The organism is Arthrobacter globiformis NBRC 12137 (assembly GCF_000238915.1).
GTDB lineage: Bacteria > Actinomycetota > Actinomycetes > Actinomycetales > Micrococcaceae > Arthrobacter > Arthrobacter globiformis.
The window spans coordinates 96,417-113,743 of the sequence record NZ_BAEG01000027.1; the positions used below are offsets into that span (position 1 = coordinate 96,417).

The 17,327-nt window shown below is 67.4% G+C and carries 17 protein-coding genes; 7 read left to right on the plus strand and 10 right to left on the minus strand.

The window, feature by feature from the left end; translation table 11 throughout:
• Positions 1-103: 103 nt before the first annotated feature.
• Positions 104-268 carry a hypothetical protein gene (locus tag ARGLB_RS04170; RefSeq protein WP_245531467.1) on the plus strand — a complete coding sequence of 55 codons (165 nt, stop codon included), beginning with the start codon at positions 104-106 and terminating at the stop codon, positions 266-268.
• Between the two features lie 105 nt (positions 269-373).
• Here the strand turns inward: ARGLB_RS04170 and ARGLB_RS04175 are convergent, their stop codons facing one another.
• The 4 genes from ARGLB_RS04175 to ARGLB_RS04190 form a co-directional block, all read right to left on the minus strand.
• Positions 374-1,039 carry an SIS domain-containing protein gene (locus tag ARGLB_RS04175; RefSeq protein WP_003799244.1) on the minus strand — a complete coding sequence of 222 codons (666 nt, stop codon included), beginning with the start codon at positions 1,037-1,039 and terminating at the stop codon, positions 374-376.
• 94 nt (positions 1,040-1,133) lie between these two features.
• The gene (locus ARGLB_RS04180; RefSeq protein WP_003799246.1) at positions 1,134-1,445 is read right to left on the minus strand and encodes an AzlD domain-containing protein; all 312 of its coding nucleotides are present in this window, start codon (positions 1,443-1,445) and stop codon (positions 1,134-1,136) included.
• Complete coding sequence (locus ARGLB_RS04185; protein WP_003799248.1) at positions 1,442-2,236, minus strand: AzlC family ABC transporter permease; 795 nt, start codon at positions 2,234-2,236, stop codon at positions 1,442-1,444. The genes ARGLB_RS04180 and ARGLB_RS04185 overlap by 4 nt, the downstream gene beginning before the upstream one ends.
• 12 nt (positions 2,237-2,248) lie before the next feature.
• Entirely contained in the window at positions 2,249-3,178 is a 930-nt protein-coding gene (locus tag ARGLB_RS04190) for a glycerophosphodiester phosphodiesterase (protein ID WP_003799249.1), read from the minus strand.
• A 50-nt stretch (positions 3,179-3,228) separates the two neighbouring features.
• Here ARGLB_RS04190 and ARGLB_RS04195 point away from each other — a divergent pair, with 50 nt between their 5' ends.
• On the plus strand, positions 3,229-4,599 hold the full coding sequence (locus tag ARGLB_RS04195) for a DUF445 domain-containing protein (RefSeq protein WP_003799253.1): 1,371 nt from the start codon (positions 3,229-3,231) through the stop codon (positions 4,597-4,599).
• 39 nt (positions 4,600-4,638) lie between these two features.
• Here ARGLB_RS04195 and ARGLB_RS04200 read toward each other — a convergent pair whose 3' ends face one another.
• From ARGLB_RS04200 to ARGLB_RS04210, 3 genes are all read right to left on the minus strand, one after another.
• Entirely contained in the window at positions 4,639-5,388 is a 750-nt protein-coding gene (locus tag ARGLB_RS04200; protein ID WP_043417936.1) for a LamB/YcsF family protein, read from the minus strand.
• Entirely contained in the window at positions 5,372-6,169 is a 798-nt protein-coding gene (locus ARGLB_RS04205; protein ID WP_003799257.1) for a hypothetical protein, read from the minus strand. The genes ARGLB_RS04200 and ARGLB_RS04205 overlap by 17 nt, the downstream gene beginning before the upstream one ends.
• Before the next feature lie 127 nt (positions 6,170-6,296).
• On the minus strand, positions 6,297-6,887 hold the full coding sequence (locus tag ARGLB_RS04210; protein ID WP_003799259.1) for a hypothetical protein: 591 nt from the start codon (positions 6,885-6,887) through the stop codon (positions 6,297-6,299).
• 61 nt (positions 6,888-6,948) lie between these two features.
• On the opposite strand from ARGLB_RS04210, the gene ARGLB_RS04215 reads away from it, so the two are divergent.
• Positions 6,949-8,241: an MFS transporter gene (locus ARGLB_RS04215; protein ID WP_003799260.1), complete on the plus strand. Its 1,293-nt coding sequence runs from the start codon at positions 6,949-6,951 to the stop codon at positions 8,239-8,241.
• 79 nt (positions 8,242-8,320) lie between these two features.
• On the opposite strand, the gene ARGLB_RS04220 is transcribed toward ARGLB_RS04215, so the two are convergent.
• The 3 genes from ARGLB_RS04220 to ARGLB_RS04230 form a co-directional block, all read right to left on the minus strand.
• A complete protein-coding gene (locus tag ARGLB_RS04220) occupies positions 8,321-10,690 on the minus strand; it encodes a glycoside hydrolase family 65 protein (protein WP_003799262.1) in 2,370 nt (789 codons plus the stop codon).
• An 85-nt stretch (positions 10,691-10,775) separates the two neighbouring features.
• Positions 10,776-11,522 carry an HAD family hydrolase gene (locus tag ARGLB_RS04225; RefSeq protein WP_003799264.1) on the minus strand — a complete coding sequence of 249 codons (747 nt, stop codon included), beginning with the start codon at positions 11,520-11,522 and terminating at the stop codon, positions 10,776-10,778.
• A 619-nt stretch (positions 11,523-12,141) separates the two neighbouring features.
• Entirely contained in the window at positions 12,142-12,759 is a 618-nt protein-coding gene (locus tag ARGLB_RS04230; RefSeq protein ID WP_003799266.1) for an alpha/beta hydrolase, read from the minus strand.
• 170 nt (positions 12,760-12,929) lie between these two features.
• Between ARGLB_RS04230 and ARGLB_RS04235 the strand changes: the two genes are divergently transcribed.
• The 4 genes from ARGLB_RS04235 to ARGLB_RS04250 all read left to right on the plus strand — a co-directional run bounded on the left by ARGLB_RS04235 (position 12,930) and on the right by ARGLB_RS04250 (position 17,302).
• Positions 12,930-13,187 carry a DUF6458 family protein gene (locus tag ARGLB_RS04235; protein WP_003799269.1) on the plus strand — a complete coding sequence of 86 codons (258 nt, stop codon included), beginning with the start codon at positions 12,930-12,932 and terminating at the stop codon, positions 13,185-13,187.
• A gap of 253 nt (positions 13,188-13,440) precedes the next feature.
• Positions 13,441-14,247, plus strand: a complete 807-nt coding sequence (locus ARGLB_RS04240; RefSeq protein WP_003799270.1) for a DeoR/GlpR family DNA-binding transcription regulator — start codon at positions 13,441-13,443, stop codon at positions 14,245-14,247.
• Positions 14,244-15,242, plus strand: a complete 999-nt coding sequence (locus ARGLB_RS04245) for a 1-phosphofructokinase family hexose kinase (RefSeq protein ID WP_003799271.1) — start codon at positions 14,244-14,246, stop codon at positions 15,240-15,242. The genes ARGLB_RS04240 and ARGLB_RS04245 overlap by 4 nt, the downstream gene beginning before the upstream one ends.
• Before the next feature lie 2 nt (positions 15,243-15,244).
• Positions 15,245-17,302, plus strand: a complete 2,058-nt coding sequence (locus ARGLB_RS04250; protein ID WP_003799273.1) for a PTS fructose transporter subunit IIABC — start codon at positions 15,245-15,247, stop codon at positions 17,300-17,302.
• The last annotated feature ends 25 nt before the right edge of the window (positions 17,303-17,327 follow it).

Here is a 17,327-nt window from a genome sequence, read left to right on the forward strand (position 1 = left end):
TGTCATTCTTTTCATGTGTTCATCTGATACCGGCCGTGGCACCATGAACCGCTCACAGCTTGCCCAGTTCATGAAACACGCGCCGGACCCTGAAGCTACCCTGATGGCAGCCTCCACCGACGAGCTCGCCATCATCGTGGACGCACTCTACCGGAACCTCGATACCCCGACGCCAGTGTTCGGCGCCCAGGACTGGTACGATCTCGCCACCGAAGAGCTCGCCAGACGGTCCGAGCCAGCTTCCCCTGACGCCTACGGCGCCGCCTGAGTCCGGCCCGGCCAAGCCCAACCCCGCACCTCAGGGCCCCCTCGGGCGCCGGGTTCACCTGGGCTTCCGGTTCACCTGGGCCTCGGACTCACCTGGGCTTCCGGTTCACCTGGGCGGTTCCGGCCGGGTGGCCATGGCGTGCAGGGCCGCAGCCAGGCATTCGCTCATGGCTTGGAGTGCGATCAGTTGCGCTTCCCGCACCTGCGGTTTGGGAGCGTTGATGCAGATCGATTCATCCGCAGCCTGGGCCAGCGGGTTGGGCGCCGCCCCCGTCACCGCCCAGACGGTGGCTCCGGCTGCCCGCGCCGCGGTCGCGGCCTCCAGCAGGGCATGCCGGTGCCCGCTGGCGGAGACTACCAGGAGGACATCGCCGGAACGGATGTGCGCCCTCACCCCGACGGCAGCCTCTTCGGCGTGGCCCTGCGCGATTTCGATGGCATTGACCGGCGCAGCACTGGCTGCCACCCCTGGCCGAAGGGCAATGACGGAGAATGGCCGGCGCTCACCGGCGTGGCGCCCCAGCAGTTCCGCGGTGAACTGCTGCACTTCGGCCGCCGAACCGGCACTTCCCGCCGTGAGCAGGCGGTTTCCGGACAGCAGGCGGCGGGCCAGTTCCTCTCCCCAGCCAGCCAAGCGCGAGGATTCGTTCCGCAGGGAGGCCAGTGCGGGGCCAACCTGGCGCAGGTGCTCGAGGACGATATCCACCGGGGCTTTCACTTCGAACTGCGCGTCGGTGGCGCGGGTACGCGACAGTCTGCTGACGGCCTTCATTTTTTGATGCTCCTCTTAGCTACTTCGAGCATACAACGGATGTGATTCACGTCACTCCAAATGCCGCGTCTGCCTGGCTGATGTGCCAGCCGGCTCAGTTCCAGCCGGCCAGCCGGAGCAGGGCCGCAGCTCCCGCACCTGCCAGCACAACCACCAGGAAGGGTGCCCGGAGGAACAGGGCTGCAGCGGCGGCCGCCAACGCGCCCAGCCGGGCATCGAGTACCAGCGCCTGCCCGCTGGCCAGGGTGTTGACGATCGTCAGGGATGCCAGCAACCCGATGGTCATGGTTCCGGCCATCCGGGACATCCTGGGGTTCTGCAGCAGGCTGTCCGGAAGCAGGTAGCCCACCAGCTTCCACGCGTAGGCGAAGAGGCAGGAAAGCAGCAGCCACACCCACAGACTCATTTGGCTCCTCCGGGGTTGGTCCCGTTGCCCTTGTACTGTCCGGCGCCCGGGTGATGGCCGGGGTGCCGCTCCGTATAGGGATCGATGTCCGGTTCAAGCCCTTCGTCCTGGCGGCCATGGCTGAGCCAGCCGATGACGGCGGCCACCACGGCGGCAATCAGAATGGGGACACCCGCCGGGACGAACGGCACGGCCAGCACCGTGGCCAGGGCGCTGACGACGGCGATTGCCACCGGCTCCCGGCCCTTGAGCCGCGGCCACAGCAGACCGAGGAACGCCGCGACGGCTGCGCCGTCGAGCCCCCACTGTTTCGGGTCTCCCAGCGCACCCCCGGCCAGCGCGCCAACCGCGGTGAAGACGTTCCAGAGGACAAAGATCCCGATGCCGGCGGCCCAGAATCCGCGCCTCTGCTCGTCCGGGTCGGACTGACCGGTACTGGTGGCGGTGGACTCGTCAATGGTGACGTGTGCGGCGGCAAACCTGCGCCACCCCCGCGGCTGCAGCAGTGCGTTCAGCTGCATGCCGTAGATGCCGTTGCGCATGCCCAGGAGAGTTGCCGCGCCCATCGCGGCCACCCCTGATCCGCCGCCCGCCACCACGCCGATGAACGCAAACTGGGAGCCGCCGCTGAACAGCAGCAGGCTCAGTGCCATGGTCTGCCAGAAGTCCAGGCCCGAGGTCACGGAGAGGGCCCCGAAGGACACCCCGTACAGGCCGGTGGCGACGCTGATGGACAAGCCAACACGGACCGCAGGGGAACGCAGGAGTTTCGGGGGCCAGGTGATGGGCATGCCACCACTCAATCACAGCGGCGGCTGCGACTGGGTTGTGGTCGAGGTTGACGCCAGGGCTGGTTGCCGGAGCTGGGCCAGGACCTGCCCCGGCCGGTTGGTGGTGATCTCATGGATGCCCAGCCCCCGGCACAGCTCCACGTCGTGGTCCTCGTCCACCGTCCAGACCCGGAACCGGCGCCCGGAGTCCAGCCAGCGCCGCACAGTGCCGGGATGCCGGCGGACATAATCAATGCCGGGCCCGGCCATTTCCACTGCGCCCTCGTTGAGAATCCGTTCACCCTCCAGCTGCGCGGCCTTCATCACGTTGGCCACAGCACTGCCCGTGAAAGGCCCCAGGCCCAGCTCCTCACGGATCCCGGTGACATTCACGTCGTCCACGAGCTGGCAGATGAACTCCCCGGGCACCGACTTGCGAAGGTGCCTCACCGAGTCCGGGCTGAAGCTCATGAAGGTCACCCGGATGTTGCCCAACCTGGATGTGGCGGCGTCCCAGCCCTCGGCCAGCAGCACTTCCAGCACCCGGTCCTCCAGCCGCAGCTGGTAGGGGCTGGGATGCTTCAGCTCGATGGCCAGCCCGATCTCCCGCCCGGCAGCCCCCAGCAGGTCCAGCAGGTCCGGCAGGGTCAGGAACTGTTCGGACCTGGGCCCGTAGGCCTCGGGGATCCGGACGCCCTTCCAGGATGAAAAATCCATCTGCCGCAACTGGTCGACGGTGCGTTCGGCCACGGGACCGGTGCCGTCCGAGGTCCGGTCCAGATTGGAGTCGTGCAGCAGGACAACGTGCTGATCGCGGGTGAGGTGCACATCGCACTCCACGCCGTCCGCGCCGTCGGCGAGCGCCCGGAGATAGGCGGCGCGGGTGTGCTCGGCGAAATCCGCACTGGCACCCCGGTGGGCGTAGACCAGGGGACGGGTTAAGGCTGACTCGTCGGCTGTCATGGTCACACGTTAGCGGACCGCGGCCGCCAAAGCGGGGCTAGGCTTGGCACATGCAGGTGAACTCTGAGCCAACCACCCAGCAAGATTCGACGGAGGAGCTTTCCCCGGAAAGCCCCGAGCGGAAAGACGAACACGGCGGCCGCACTCCGGCGCGTCCCGCCGTCGTACGCCAGCTCACGGCGGGCGACGCCGAAAAGGCGGCCGCACTCCGGAAGATGAAAGTGGTGGCACTCTGCCTGCTCATAGCCATGGCTGTGGTGTTCGTCGTGGCCTTCGCGCTGCAGAAGCAGTACCCCTGGCTGGAGTACGTCCGGGCCGCTGCGGAAGGCGGCATGGTGGGCGCACTGGCCGACTGGTTCGCAGTGACGGCCCTGTTCCGCTACCCCATGGGGCTGAAGATCCCGCACACCGCCATCATTCCGCGCCGCAAGGACCAGATCGGCGCGTCCCTGGGCGAGTTCGTGGAGACCAACTTCCTCTCCGAACAGGTGGTCCAGGACAAGCTGGCCAGCATCAACATCTCCGGCAAAGTGGGTAGCTGGCTGTCAGGCCCGGGCGGCGCCGAGCGTGTGGCCAAAGAGGGCGCCGCCGTCATCCGCGGTACGTTCAAAGTTCTGAACGACGACGACGTCCAGGCAGTTATCGAGGGCATGGTCCGCAGGCACCTGCTGGCTCCCCCGTGGGGCCCGCCCGTGGGACGCATGGCCGAGCGGATCTTCGCCGACGGGCACCACCACAAGCTGGTGGACCTCCTCGTGGACCGGGCAGCGGACTGGATGGCGGCCAACCACCAGACGGTAAGCCGGCTCGTCACGGAGCGCTCCCCGCAGTGGGTGCCCAGCTTCGTGGACGGCCTGGTGGGGGACAAGGTCTACATCGAGCTGCTGAAATTCACCCGGGCGGTCCAGGATGACCAGCAGCACCAGGTCCGGCTGTCCATCGACAAGTACCTGACCGACCTGGCCCAGGATCTGCAGCACGATCCCGCCATGATCGCCCGCGCGGAGGGCATCAAGGCGCAGGTGCTTGGCGATCCGGAGGTCCGTGAACTTGCTTCCCGGACCTGGGCCACCATCAAGGGCGCGCTGCTCACCGCCGTCGACGATCCGGACAGCGAACTGACGGTGAAGTTCAAGGCGGCCGTCCGCGATTTCGGCACCCGGCTGGTCACCGACGAGGAACTGGCCGGCAAGGTCAATGCCTGGATCGGCGACGCCGCCGGCTATCTGGTCCGCACCTACCGGTCCGACATAGCCGGGGTGATCACGGATACGGTGGCCCGCTGGGATGCCGAGGAAACGTCGCAGAAGATCGAGCTCCAGGTGGGCAAGGACCTGCAGTTCATCCGGATCAACGGCACGGTGGTGGGATCCCTCGCCGGACTCGCCATCTTCACGGTGGCCCACCTGACGTTCGGCTGACGGGCCGCGTCCCCGGGCCGCGTCCCCGGGCTGACGGGGTTAGGCGAACGGCGTCAGTTCCACGCCGGCTTCCTCCAGGCCGGCGCGGACGGCCGCAGCCATTTCCACCGCGCCGGGGGTGTCGCCGTGGATGCACAGGGAATCCGGGTCCACCCGGACCACGGTCCCGTCCACCGCCACCACCTCACCCTTGAGCGCCAGGCGCACCGCCCGCTCAACGATCGGCACGACGTCGTGCAGCACGGCGCCCTCCTGCGAGCGCGGCACCAGGGTGCCGTCCGGCAGGTAGGCGCGGTCCACGAACGCCTCGCGGAATACGGGATGCCCGGCATCCTGCGCCTGCTTCAGCAGCTCGGAACCCGGAAGACCCAGGATCGGCAGCCCGGGATCGTACGCGTGGATGGCTGCCACCAGCGCGGAAGCCTGCTCGGCATCGTGGAATGCCCGGTTGTAGAGGGCACCGTGCGGCTTGACGTAGTCCACGGTGGCACCCACCGCGTGCGCTACCCCGTCGAGCGCCCCGAGCTGGTACAGGACGTCGCCGAACAATTCGTCGAAGGACATGTCCAGGGAGCGCCGCCCAAAGCCGGCGAGGTCCCGGTAGCCAACGTGGGCGCCGACCGTGACGTCCAGTTCATAGGCGGCGCGGCAGCTATCCAGCATCGTCACGGGGTCTCCGGCATGGAAGCCGCAGGCCACGTTGGCACTCGTGATGAGCTCGAACATGGCCGCGTCATCACCCATGGTCCAGGAGCCGAAGGACTCCCCGAGGTCAGCGTTCAGATCCACCCGCACTACCTTCCGTTGTGTCCCGTTGACTCGTGAGCTCGCCCGGTAACGTGTCCGGCATCGGCCCGAAGGCTTCTTTCGCGTTGGCGACGACGGCCCTGCCCATCATGAGGTTACCGGCACCGCCCACCACCGCTCCAATGCCGAAAGGCAGCGCACGTCCGAACAGGGCGGTTCCCTGCCGCCTGAGCAGGTTCCGCAGGAAGGCCTTCTGGATGCGCTCCCGGATGAAACCGAACCCGGACGACGGCATCCTGCCCGCCAGCGCATTTCCCCAGGCCTGGCTGGCACCCTTGCCGCGGCCCATGGCCTGGCCGCTGAGCGAGCCCAGCAACGCGGTGCCCTCCTCGCCGAGCATCACGGCCATCACCAGGGTGCTGGCTTTCTCCGGATCCGTCATCCGGATCCCGTGCAGTTCGGCCAGCGAGGTGGCGTACAGGGCCGTTGCCTCGAGGAAACCGACGGTGGCGGCGGCGGAGAGGCCCAGTGACGCCACAGTGCCGACCCCGGGAACGACGGCGGTGGCCCCGACCAGCGCTCCCCCGCCTGTCACTGCCCGAAGATAGTCGCGCTCCAGGATGTCCGCGAGCTGGGCTGCAGATGCCCGCGGGTTGCGGCGCTGGAGCCGGCGGATGTTCGCCACCACCAGCGGGCGCTGGATCTCCACGGCCCGCAGCAGCAGGTTGTGAACGCCGGGTTTGGGATTGCCGTGTGCGTCGAACACGGCGTTGTGGGCTGTTTCCTGCGCGATTCTCATCGCGGGATTGCGTCGCTTGGCCATCATCACCTCTACCTCGGAACAACCGGCGGCCGGAGACCGCCGTCTAGCCTTAACACTAGGCCACACCTCAAGATACCAAGCATGCTGATCATAGTGGTGCCGGGCCAGCCCTCACATCAGCCGGCACTCACAGCGCCCACGACTCGCCCACGGCCATGTACGCCGATGAGGACGGCCCTCGGGGTCCGGGGTAGACAGTAGGCGCGCCGGGCCATTCGACGCCGAACTCGGAGAGTTTGCCTCCGCTGCAGGGGTGGTAGACGTTGCTCATGGAGGCGCTGGCGGGTCCCAGCTGGAAGTCCGGCGCAGAAAACTGCCGCCGGTCCAGCACCCCGGAGATCTCGAGGGCGGCCCGCCGCCCCGTCGCCCGGAATCCGCGTTCAAGGTCCAGTTCGACGTCGAACTCGTCCTGGGTATGGCTGACCGCGCCGAGCGGAAAGCGCGTGGCCTCCGGAAAGAAGCGCGTCAGTTCGGTGGCCAGGGAAGAGGCGAAGAATTCGTTGGAGCCGTAGCTGCGCCAACCCTGGAGCGTGGCCACCATGAGGACCGTTCCGGTGCCCCACCGGGACCAGTCAGCCACCCAGAAAGAGGCGAAACAACTGGCGGGCTCACCGGGGATATGGACGCCGTTCCGGTCCACCGGGTGCAGGGCAAGGCCAAAGTTTGCGCCGATCAGCGCCACATTGCGCCGCCCCGGCCGGGCCGGTGTGTTCCCCATGGCTAGAGCCTATCCCGCCGGACGCGTTCCACGCGCCAGAGGCTCGGCCTAAGATTGCCGTGTGCCCCTCCCCCGCGCCCTCCGACCCTTTTCCCACCGCGAATACCGCGTCCTGATCGGCGCCCTCGCCGTATCCATCTTCGGCTCAGGCATGTGGGCCGTGGCCATGGTGTACCAGGTCATCCACATCGGCGGCGGCCCGCTCGAACTGTCCCTCGTCGCGGCGGCAGGCAGCGTGGGCCTCGTGGCATTCGTCCTGGCCGGTGGCATCGCAGCGGACCGCGTTCCGCAGCGCCTGCTGATCATCGCCGTCGAGGGAACCAACCTTGCCGTGATCGCAACTGTCAGCGGGCTGGCGATGACCGGCTGGCTTCAGCTCTGGCATTTGGTGGCCGGTGCCTTCGTCCTTGGGGTCGGGGCGGCGTTCTTCTTCCCGGCGTACTCGGCGATTCTGCCGCGGATCCTGCCGCCGGAGGACCTGCTGGCCGCCAACGGCATGGAAGGAACCCTGCGTCCCACGCTGCAGCAGGCGGCGGGTCCTGCCGTGGCCGGCATCGTTGTGGCGGCGTTGTCGCCGTCGCATGCGGTGACGGGCGTGGCGGGGTGCCACCTGCTGGCCTTCATCATCCTGAACTTCCTCGGCCAGCACGCCCTTGCGGCCCCCGGATCCGCCACGGCAGCACCAGCCAAGACTTCTTTCTTCTCCGACCTCCGTGAGGGCGTCAGCTATACGGTCCGGACGCCGTGGCTCCTGTGGACGCTGCTGTGGGCGTGCATTTCGGTGCTGTTCCTGATCGGGCCCATCGAAGTGCTCCTGCCTTTCGTGATCCGGGACCAGCTGGGCGGGGACAGCCGCATGTTCGGGTTCCTGCTGGCCGTCATGGGGGTCGGCAGCGCCGTGGCCTCGCTGGTTACGGCGTCCGTCCGGCTCCCGCGCCGCTACCTCACCGTCATGATGGCGTGCTGGGGAGCGGGCACCCTGCCGCTGGCAGCGGTGGGGCTCATGGACAGCTTCTGGCTGCTGGCCCTGGCACTTTTCATTTTCGGTGCCACGGGCAGTGTGGGCATGGTCATCTGGGGAACGCTGCTGCAGCGGCGCGTGCCCCCGCATCTGCTGGGGCGGGTTTCCAGCCTGGACTTCTTCGTGTCGCTGGCGCTGATGCCGGTCTCCATGGCGCTGGCCGGTCCCGCCGCCGCCGTGCTCCCGATCTGGCTCATCTTCCTGGTGGCGGGCGGGGTCTGTCCGGTCATGGCGGTGGCGGCCCTGCTGGTGGCCCGGATGTCCGTGGACGAAATCGCCCATCCGCTCGACCGCCGGGACGCGCTGCCCGCCGGAGCCGAGGCCACCACCTGACCGCGCGCCCGCTACGGTGTGCCCGCTGACGCCCGTCCCCTGACCGGGCACCACCAACCGGGCACCACCAGGTCCCGGGTCACTCGCGGGCGCGCACCACGGGGATGCTCGCCGTCGGCGGCCCGCTGGGGAACACCGAGGGCTCGGGGACGTGCACCGGTTCCAGCGCAACCCGCACCGGGTGGGAAGCCACGGAGTGCCGGACCCCGCGCACGTCGATGTCCAGCGCATCGCCGTCGAGGACTGTCAGCGTAATGGCGTCCTGATCGAGTTCCACCAGGAGCCGGCGGCCCTGGAGCTGCAGGTGGAAGCGCAGGGTGTCCCATTCCTCGGGCAGCCGGGGATCGAAGAACGGCACGGGGCCCTGGTCGCGGAGCCCCGCGAAGCCGCACACCAGCGAGCTCCACACCCCGCCGGTGGAGGCGATGTGGACGCCGTCGATCGTGTTGCCGTGGGAGTTGTCCAGGTCGATGAACACGGCATTGGTGAAGTGCTCCAGGGCAGCCTTGCGGTACCCCACCTCGGCGGCCATGATCCCCTGCACACACGCCGACAGCGTGGAGTCCCCCGTGGTGATCGGATCGTAGAAATCGAAGGCGCGGCGCTTCTCCTCCGCGGTGAACTCCTGCCACTGCAGGAACATGGCCAGCACCGTGTCCGCCTGCTTCAGCACCTGGTGGCGGTAGATCACCAGCGGGTGGAAGTTCAGCAGCAGCGGGTACTTGGAGCGCGGCGTTGTCCAGTCCCATGGTTCCAGGGTCATGAAGTCGTTGTCCTGCGAGTACACCTGGAAGTGCTCGTCGAAGGGCAGCTGGATCCGCTCCGCAGCCGCTTCCCACAATTCCCGTTCGGCGTCGTCGACCGCCGCGTGGTTCAGTGCGGCGGCTGCCCGGAGATTGAACCGGGCCATGACGTTCGTGTAGAGGTTGTCGTTCACCACCGCGGTGTACTCGTCCGGGCCCGTCACGCCGTGGATGTGGAACAGGCCGTCCTTGCCGAAGAAGCCCAGGGAAACCCACATGCGGGCGGTCTCGATGAGCAGGTCGGCCCCCATCCCGGCCCGGAACTCCGAATCACCGCTGGCCCAGAGGTACCTGTTGGTGGCAAAGGCAATGGCCGCGGCGATGTGGAACTGCGCCGTGCCGGCGGCGTAGTAGGCGCTCGCCTCCAGGCCGTTGATGGTGCGCCAGGGGAAAAGCGCCCCGTCAACGCTCAGCTCCTTGGCGCGGATCTTGGCGTCCGGGAGCATCTCGTGCCGGAACTCCAGGACCTGGCGCGCGCCGTCGGGGTTTGAATACGTCATGTACGGCAGGAGGTAAACCTCCTGGTCCCAAAAGTAGTGCCCGTCGTAGCCCGAACCGGTGACACCCTTGGCCGGGATGCCTGCGACACCCGCCCTTGCGGTGGCCTGCGCCAGCTGGAAGAGGTTCCAGCGGATGGCCTGCTGCAGTTCCGGCTGCCCGCCCACCTGGATGTCGGAGCTGGCCCAGTAGCTGCGGTAGTGTGCCTCGCTTTCGGCGAAGATATCGCCCACCGGCTTCAGCCCGGCTTCCGCCGTGACGGCCGGGTCCTCCCCGGCTTCCGCGTCCGCAGCGCCGGGCACACCCGTCCGGGCGCCCCGGGACACGGCGTAGCTGACACTCTTTTCGAGCCGGAACGGCTCGTCGGCGGCGACCGCCAGCACGTAGCGGACGCTGCTGCCGTCCTGGTCAACGAGGGTGTCGAACGGCTGGTGGCCGGCGGACGTCCAGTGTTCGACGGCCATTCCCACCCGCTGCTTCGATTCAGCAGCCTCCCACGACAGGCGCAGCGAACCGTCGCCGCCCTCCATCTTGAGAGGCAGCAGGACCCGGCCCGCGTGCCGGCCCGACCGGCGCGGGTCGTGGGTGGAGTGGTCCTCCACTGGCTGGTCCTGCCGGTTGATGACCGACGAGGTGACGTCGGCGGAGACCGCCCGGTCGGCAGAAACCTCCAGGGAGATGCCCAGGCTGCCGCGCGTTTCGAAGCCCACAGCCCGGCGTTCCACGGTGGTCACCGCGGCGCCGGAACGGCACTGCCAGACGATGCTGCACTCGTAGATGCCGGTGGCGAAATCGACGGACCGCCGGTAGTCCAGCACTGCCGATTCGGTGAGGCTGAGCATTTCACCGTCGATGATGACCGTGAAGTTGTTGGCGTCCGGAATGTAGAGGATGCGCTGGCCCGTGCGCGCGAAACCGTAGGCATTCTCTGCGTGCTTGATGTCCCAGATCTCGTGGAACCCGTTGATAAAGCTGCCGGGCAGTTCAGCATCGGCCGATGCCCAGTGGGCACCCCGGACACCGAGGTGTCCGTTGCCGAGGGCGAAGAGCGTCTCGAGCGTCCCGGCGTCGCCGGGTGCGTGGCTCGTCTCCACGAGCCTCCAGGGATCACTGGGGAAGCGGACGCGGTCAGCGTTGATGAGTGCCATGAGTGGCGTTCCTTAGACGGTCGAAAATGGTGCTGGAAGTTCTGTCGGGCCTGCGGGGCCCGGTCGGTGTACGGGAGCTGCGGGCCTAGAGAAGTTCCTCGAGGTCGTTGACCACCAGGGTGGCGCCGGCATCGAGCAGCGTCTGCCGCCCGGCCCCACGGTCGACGCCGATGACTGAGTGGAAACTGCCGGCGCTGCCCGCCTGCACACCGGACACGGCGTCCTCGACGACGACGCACTGCTCGCTCGGCAGGTCCAGGAGCCGGGCGGCATACTCGTAGGTCGCGGGGTCCGGCTTGCCGGGCAGCCCTTCCTCAGCGGCCACGACGCCGTCCACGACCACCGGGAACCGCTCCGCCAGCCCCGCCGCACGCAGCACCGAGGGGGCGTTCCGTGAGGAGGAGACGACGGCGACCTTCAGTCCGCGGTCCAGCGCGGCTTCCAGGAAACGCACCGATCCCGCGAAGGGCTCCACCCCGGAACTGACAATGTCGTTGAAGATCCGGTTCTTCCGGTTGCCCAGGCCCTGGACCGTGATGTTGTCCGGATCGTCGTCGGCCGGGCCCTCGGGCAGCGTGATGCCACGGGACGTCAGGAAGTCCCGGACGCCGTCGAACCTCGGTTTGCCGTCGATGTGGTCAAAGTAGTCACTCTCCCGGTACCCGTCCTTTTCCGGAACGGTTTCGAGGTAGCCGTCGAACAGCTCCTGCCAGGCGCGCTCGTGGACCACGGCAGTGGGCGTGAGCACGCCGTCAAGGTCAAAAAGGATGGCGGCGGCGCCGGTCCAGCTGTTTGGCCGGCTGCCAGCGCTGGTATTCAGGGTTTTGGTCATGCTTTGTTCCGTGTCCTTTCGGGGGTCGGACAGCAATGTGTTGGGAATTACCAGGAACGTGGTCGCCGGTGACCTAAGAATGTGGTGCGCCCGCAGAAACTGCCGCTTGCTGAACCTGCAGCCTGCAGCATCTGCGTTCAGGGCAGCGGGCTTGGCGGGTTCAGTTACGGTGATTCTGCGGCGTGAACAACAGGCCGGCACATCCTGCGGACCGGGGCTGCGCTGCCCTGGCCGCCACCAGCGTCCTGCTGTTGGCGCGGCCGGCTTGGTAGGTACCGGCCGGGTTATGTCCGGCGGGTGAATTCTCGCGGTTCCGCCACATGCACCGCGGCGTTGCGGGCCAGGCGGAAGGCTTCCATGCGCGGGCGCACGATTTTTTGCCTATGTCCATGATGAGGGCGCGGGCGGTTCAGGGCAAGCCAGCGGAACATCCCCGCAGGACGGGTGGCGCAAGGATGCATGGCGCGGTCCTGCCCTTTCGAACACTCTTCGGTGATGCACTGCCAGCCGCCACCCCCGAATGGACGCCTGCCGGCCGAGTCCCGGCCGAAGAAGAGTGTAAGCGCTTGCAGTTTTACCCCGCAACTGTTTTTAATTGCGCCTCCGCCGGAACCGGGAGTCAGCCCAGGACATAGTGCCGCAGGAACGCACTGACGTCCACCATCTCCTGCTTGGACATGGCGTGGCCCATGCCCGGATATGTCCTCGCCGTGAGCCGGGTGTGCGTGTTGAGCCACTCCTCCGTGTACGCGGTTGCGTCCCCGTTGATCACGAGATCGGCCTTGTCCCTGCCCCAGAAGAACGGGGGCCGCTCGTCAAACGACTCGCTGAGCGCCAGCAGGTCGTTGTCCAGGACGAACCCGGAAAGCCCCACCACCGCCGGGAAGCCCCGGGGCCGCAGGCGCAGGAGCGTGCTCGCCATGGCCATCCCCTGCGAATAGCCCAGCAGGCTCACACTGGTGTGGAGCGACCGGACCGAGTCGATCCAGGAAAACACTGAATTGGCAGCCGTGATGACATCGGCAAAGTCGTTGGTCAGGAAATAGTCCAGCAGGAACCAGCCGTAGCCCTCAGCGATTGGCATGGGCGCGCGGAGTGCCGCACAGGTGAATTCCGCGGGGAGATAGTCGAAGAGGTTGACCATCCGGGATTCATCGGTCCCGTAGCCGTGCATCATCACCAGCAGCGGGGTGCCGGGACGCTCCTCTTGCGGCTTGGACCATACAACCGTCTCCATCCGACCAGCCTATCGAGTTGCCGAAAGCCACCCTCGCCCTGACCTGCGGATTTGATTGAAACGGGACTTACCCGGATGTAGCCTGACGCTTGACAGCATGCTTAGCAAATGACGCACGGCCAACCGTACGAACCAAGTTACGAGAAGTCCGCGAACGCAAGGAGCAAGTCATGAGAATCGGTTCCGCCATTTTCCTCATCGCCCTGGGTGCGATCCTCGCCTGGGCCATCACACCAGGCCTCATTCCCAACGTGGATCAGACCCTGATCGGCTACATCCTGATGGCCGTGGGGGTGATCGGCCTCATCGCATCCCTGGTCATGGCGTCCCCCGGCCGGAGCCGCCGCATCAGCGAGACACGCTCCGTCGTGGACCCCAACACGGGTGAAAGGATCACCCGGAATGAAAGCCGTGACAGCGGCCTCTAGTTGCGACGGTGACGTTGAACGGGCAGCGGTGAAGCCAGCAGCTTGGCCGGACCGGACCTTCGGGTCGGGTCCGGCCATTTTGGTTTTCTGTTGTTTTTTCGTTGACAAACCAACAAGAACGAAGATAAAGTCAAGTACTTGCAGATTTGTGACAGCGGTCACTGACCACAGTTACTGATCGAGGGATTACGACAGGTGCAGGAAGACGCACTGCAGAAAAATTGCAGCGCAGGAACTACGCAATGGAGGGTATGTGTTTGCCGAGGAGCGTCAGCAGCAGATCGCCGGGCTCGTTGCGGCCAGCGGCCGCGCCAGCGTGACCGATCTCGCCGAGCGCTTCCGCATCACCACCGAGACCGTCCGCCGCGACCTCGCCGCCCTGGAGTCGGCAGGCACGGTGCGCCGCGTGCACGGCGGCGCCGTGTCCGCGGACCGCTTCAGCACCACGGAGGAGAGCATCCTCGAGCGGACCATCCAGCGGCAGGCGCAGAAGCTCCGCATCGCCGAAGCCGCCCTGGGCTTCCTTCCAAAGGGCCCCTCCAGCAGCATCCTCCTCGACGCCGGTTCCACCACCGAAGTCCTCGCCGACCTCCTCGCCCGCCGCGGCGCCGCAGCTCCGGCCAAACCGGCTGATCCGTCCCGGGAACTCCTTGTCATCACACACGCCGTCCCCATTGCCGCCAAGCTCGCAAGCACACCAGGCATCGCCCTGCAGATTCTCGGCGGCCGGGTCCGCGGACTCACGCAGGCCGCGGTGGGCCAGGGCACGGTGGAAGCCGCCGGCAAGCTGCGTCCGGATATCGCTTTTGTGGGGACCAACGGCATCCATGCAAGCTTTGGCCTCAGCACACCAGATTCTGAAGAAGCCGCCGTCAAGGCTGCCTTCGTCCACTCGGCACGCCGCATCGTGGTGCTGGCCGACTCGTCCAAGCTGGATGCGGAAACGCTCGTCCAGTTCGCCTCGTTGAAAGATCTGGATACCGTGATCACTGACCGCAAACCCAGCTCGGAACTAGCTGCGGCCCTCGCCGACGCCGGCGTGGAGGTGGTAGTCGCATGATCGTCACCCTCACAGCCAACCCAAGCCTGGACCGGACGGTGGCGCTGCCCGGCCCCCTCGAACGGGGCGAAGTGCAGCGCGCAGTTTCCGTCCGACAGGAATCCGGCGGCAAGGGAGTTAATGTTTCCCGTGCCCTCGTAACCTCCGGCCTCGAAACACTTGCGGTGCTGCCCGGCGCGGAAACCGATCCCGTGCTGGCCGGCCTGCGGGAAGAAGGCGTGCCCTTCGCTTCGCTCGCCATCCACGAACCGTTGCGCACCAACGTGGCGCTGACGGAGCCGGGCGGTGTCACCACCAAAATCAACGAACCTGGCCCTGTCCTCGCCGAGGACGCACAGGAGGCGCTGATCAGCCTGCTCCTGGAACGTTCACGCGGAGCCAGCTGGGTGGTCCTGGCGGGTTCGCTTCCGCCCGGCGTCCCGGCTGACTTCTACGCCACGGTCACCCGGCGGCTGCGCAATGCCGACGCCGGGGCCGGGGTTCCGATGATTGCCGTCGACTCCTCCGGCGCACCGCTGGCAGCGGCCGTCGCCGGCGACGCAACAGAAGCAGCGTCCGGAAAACCGGACCTGCTCAAACCCAATGCCGAGGAGCTGGCCGAACTGGCCGCAGCAGCAGGATTTTCCTCGGCAAGCACGGCTGAGGAACTCGAAGCGGATCCGTATGCCGCCGCGGCGGCAGCTGCCGCCGTCGTGCGTTCCGGTGTGGGGGCCGTGTTGGCAACGCTCGGTTCAAAGGGCGCTGTCCTCGTGACGGCCGACGGCGCGTGGCTGGCCACGCACCCGCCGGTCACCGCAGTCAGTACGGTCGGCGCCGGTGACTCGTCGCTGGCCGGCTATCTGCTGGCCGCCAGCCAGGGCGCAGCCCCGGCTGACTGCCTCCGCCAGGCTGTGGCGCATGGCGCCGCTGCCGCTTCCCTGCCGGGCTCCACCGTCCCGGCAGTCCACCAAACAACCCCCGACGCCGTAACCATCACGGCTCTCCGGAAGGATTGACAGTGACTCAGCTCATCACCGCGGACCTGGTCGAGCTTGACCAGAACCTGGGCAATTCGCCCGAGGACGTGATCCGGCACCTGGCCGGCCGTGTTGCCGCCAACGGACGCGCCAGCGAAGTCGAAGGCCTCTTCACCGATGCCTTCGCCCGCGAGCAGAAGACCGCCACCGGCGTTCCCGGCGGCATCGCCATCCCGCACTGCCGCTCGGCTGCCGTGACCGAACCGACCCTTGCCATGGCACGCCTGTCCCAGCCCGTCAACTTCGGCGCCAAGGACGGTCCCGCCGACCTTATTTTCTTCATCGCTGCACCGGCCGGCGCCGACCAGGAGCACCTGAAGCTGCTGTCCAAGCTTGCCCGCTCGCTCATCAAAAAGGACTTCACCGGCGCGCTCCGCGCGGCCACGTCCCGGGAAGAAATCGTGGAGCTCGTGGACAACGCCCTGGCGGACAAGCCGAAGGCTCCCGCCTCCGAAACCGCGGCCACCGCTGCTGCCGGCGGCGCCACGGCCGGCGCTGCAACTGCCGGCGCTGCTTCCGGTGGCGCTGCTGCCGGTGGACCGCGGCGCCTCGTCGCCGTCACGGCCTGCCCCACCGGCATCGCGCACACCTACATGGCCGCGGACTCCCTCGTGGCCGCGGCCCAGGAAATGGGCGTGGACCTCCAGGTTGAGACCCAGGGCTCCTCCGGTGCCAAGCCGCTGGACCCGGCAGTCATTGCCGCAGCCGACGCCGTGATCTTCGCGGTGGACGTGGACGTGCGCGGCAAGGAGCGCTTCGCCGGCAAGCCGGTCATCAACGCGCCGGTCAAGCGCGGCATCGACGAACCCGCCAAGATGGTCCAGGAAGCACTCGACGCAGCCAACGACCCGCACGCGCGCCGCGTCCCGCACTTCGGTGCCGAAGAGCAGGCGGAAAAGGAAGCCGCCGAAAAGGGCGAGCACATTGGCCAGAAGCTGAAGAGGGCGCTGCTCACCGGTGTGAGCTACATGATCCCGTTCGTGGCCGGTGGCGGCCTCCTGATCGCTCTGGGCTTCCTGCTGGCCGGGTTCGACATCGCCCTGGGCACCAAGGCCAACGACATCCTGGCCAACAACTCCCTGGTTAACCTTCCCGACGGCAACCTCGCCCTGTACCTCGGAACCGTCTTCTTCAAGATCGGTGCCCTGTCCATGGGCTTCCTGGTTCCCGCCCTCGCCGGCTACATTGCCTACGCGATCGCCGACCGTCCGGGTATTGCACCGGGCTTCGTTGCGGGTGCTGTCTCCGGCTTCATGGGTGCCGGCTTCCTCGGCGGCATCGTCGGCGGCCTGCTCGCCGGCTACATCGCCCACCTGATCGGAACATGGTCAGTGCCCCGCTGGCTCCGTGGCCTGATGCCCGTCGTCATCATTCCGTTGCTGGCCTCCATCATCGCCTCCGGCGCGATGTTCCTGTTCCTCGGTGGACCGATTGCCGGCATCACCGTCGGGCTGAACACCTGGCTCTCGGGCATGTCCGGCGCGTCCGCCGTCGTTCTGGGCATCATCCTCGGCCTCATGATGTGCTTCGACCTCGGCGGCCCCGTCAACAAGGTGGCCTACGCCTTCGCCGTCGCCGGCCTCGGCGCCGGCAGCGCCACCAACCAGGCACCCTGGCAGATCATGGCCACCGTGATGGCCGCCGGCATGGTACCGCCGCTGGCGATGGCCCTGGCCACCGTCCTGGACAAGAAGCTCTTCAGCCTGGCCGAGCGCGAAAACGGCAAGGCCGCCTGGCTGCTGGGTGCCTCCTTCATCTCCGAGGGTGCCATTCCGTTCGCTGCGGCGGACCCGCTGCGCGTCATCCCGGCGAGCATGGTCGGCGGCGCTGTCACCGGCGCGCTCACCATGGCCTTCGGCGTCACGTCACAGGCACCCCACGGCGGCATCTTCGTGTTCTTCGCCATCGGCAACGTGCTGATGTTCATCGTGTCCATCCTGGCCGGAACCGTGGTCACGGCGCTCATCGTGGTGGCCCTCAAACGCTGGGCTGCCCGCAAGGCCGTTGATACGGTGGAGAACGTGCCCGTAACTGTCTGACCGCGCTGTCCTTCAGCACCCAAAC

Bases quoted from the DNA above. Each gene is read 5' to 3' on its own strand.
- ARGLB_RS04170 (WP_245531467.1), top strand. From the start codon at position 104: ATGGCAGCCTCCACCGACGAGCTCGCCATCATCGTGGACGCACTCTAC.
- ARGLB_RS04175 (WP_003799244.1), bottom strand. From the start codon at position 1,039: ATGAAGGCCGTCAGCAGACTGTCGCGTACCCGCGCCACCGACGCGCAG.
- ARGLB_RS04180 (WP_003799246.1), bottom strand. From the start codon at position 1,445: ATGAGTCTGTGGGTGTGGCTGCTGCTTTCCTGCCTCTTCGCCTACGCG.
- ARGLB_RS04185 (WP_003799248.1), bottom strand. From the start codon at position 2,236: ATGCCCATCACCTGGCCCCCGAAACTCCTGCGTTCCCCTGCGGTCCGT.
- ARGLB_RS04190 (WP_003799249.1), bottom strand. From the start codon at position 3,178: ATGACAGCCGACGAGTCAGCCTTAACCCGTCCCCTGGTCTACGCCCAC.
- ARGLB_RS04195 (WP_003799253.1), top strand. From the start codon at position 3,229: ATGCAGGTGAACTCTGAGCCAACCACCCAGCAAGATTCGACGGAGGAG.
- ARGLB_RS04205 (WP_003799257.1), bottom strand. From the start codon at position 6,169: ATGGCCAAGCGACGCAATCCCGCGATGAGAATCGCGCAGGAAACAGCC.
- ARGLB_RS04210 (WP_003799259.1), bottom strand. From the start codon at position 6,887: ATGGGGAACACACCGGCCCGGCCGGGGCGGCGCAATGTGGCGCTGATC.
- ARGLB_RS04220 (WP_003799262.1), bottom strand. From the start codon at position 10,690: ATGGCACTCATCAACGCTGACCGCGTCCGCTTCCCCAGTGATCCCTGG.
- ARGLB_RS04225 (WP_003799264.1), bottom strand. From the start codon at position 11,522: ATGACCAAAACCCTGAATACCAGCGCTGGCAGCCGGCCAAACAGCTGG.
- ARGLB_RS04230 (WP_003799266.1), bottom strand. From the start codon at position 12,759: ATGGAGACGGTTGTATGGTCCAAGCCGCAAGAGGAGCGTCCCGGCACC.
- ARGLB_RS04235 (WP_003799269.1), top strand. From the start codon at position 12,930: ATGAGAATCGGTTCCGCCATTTTCCTCATCGCCCTGGGTGCGATCCTC.
- ARGLB_RS04245 (WP_003799271.1), top strand. From the start codon at position 14,244: ATGATCGTCACCCTCACAGCCAACCCAAGCCTGGACCGGACGGTGGCG.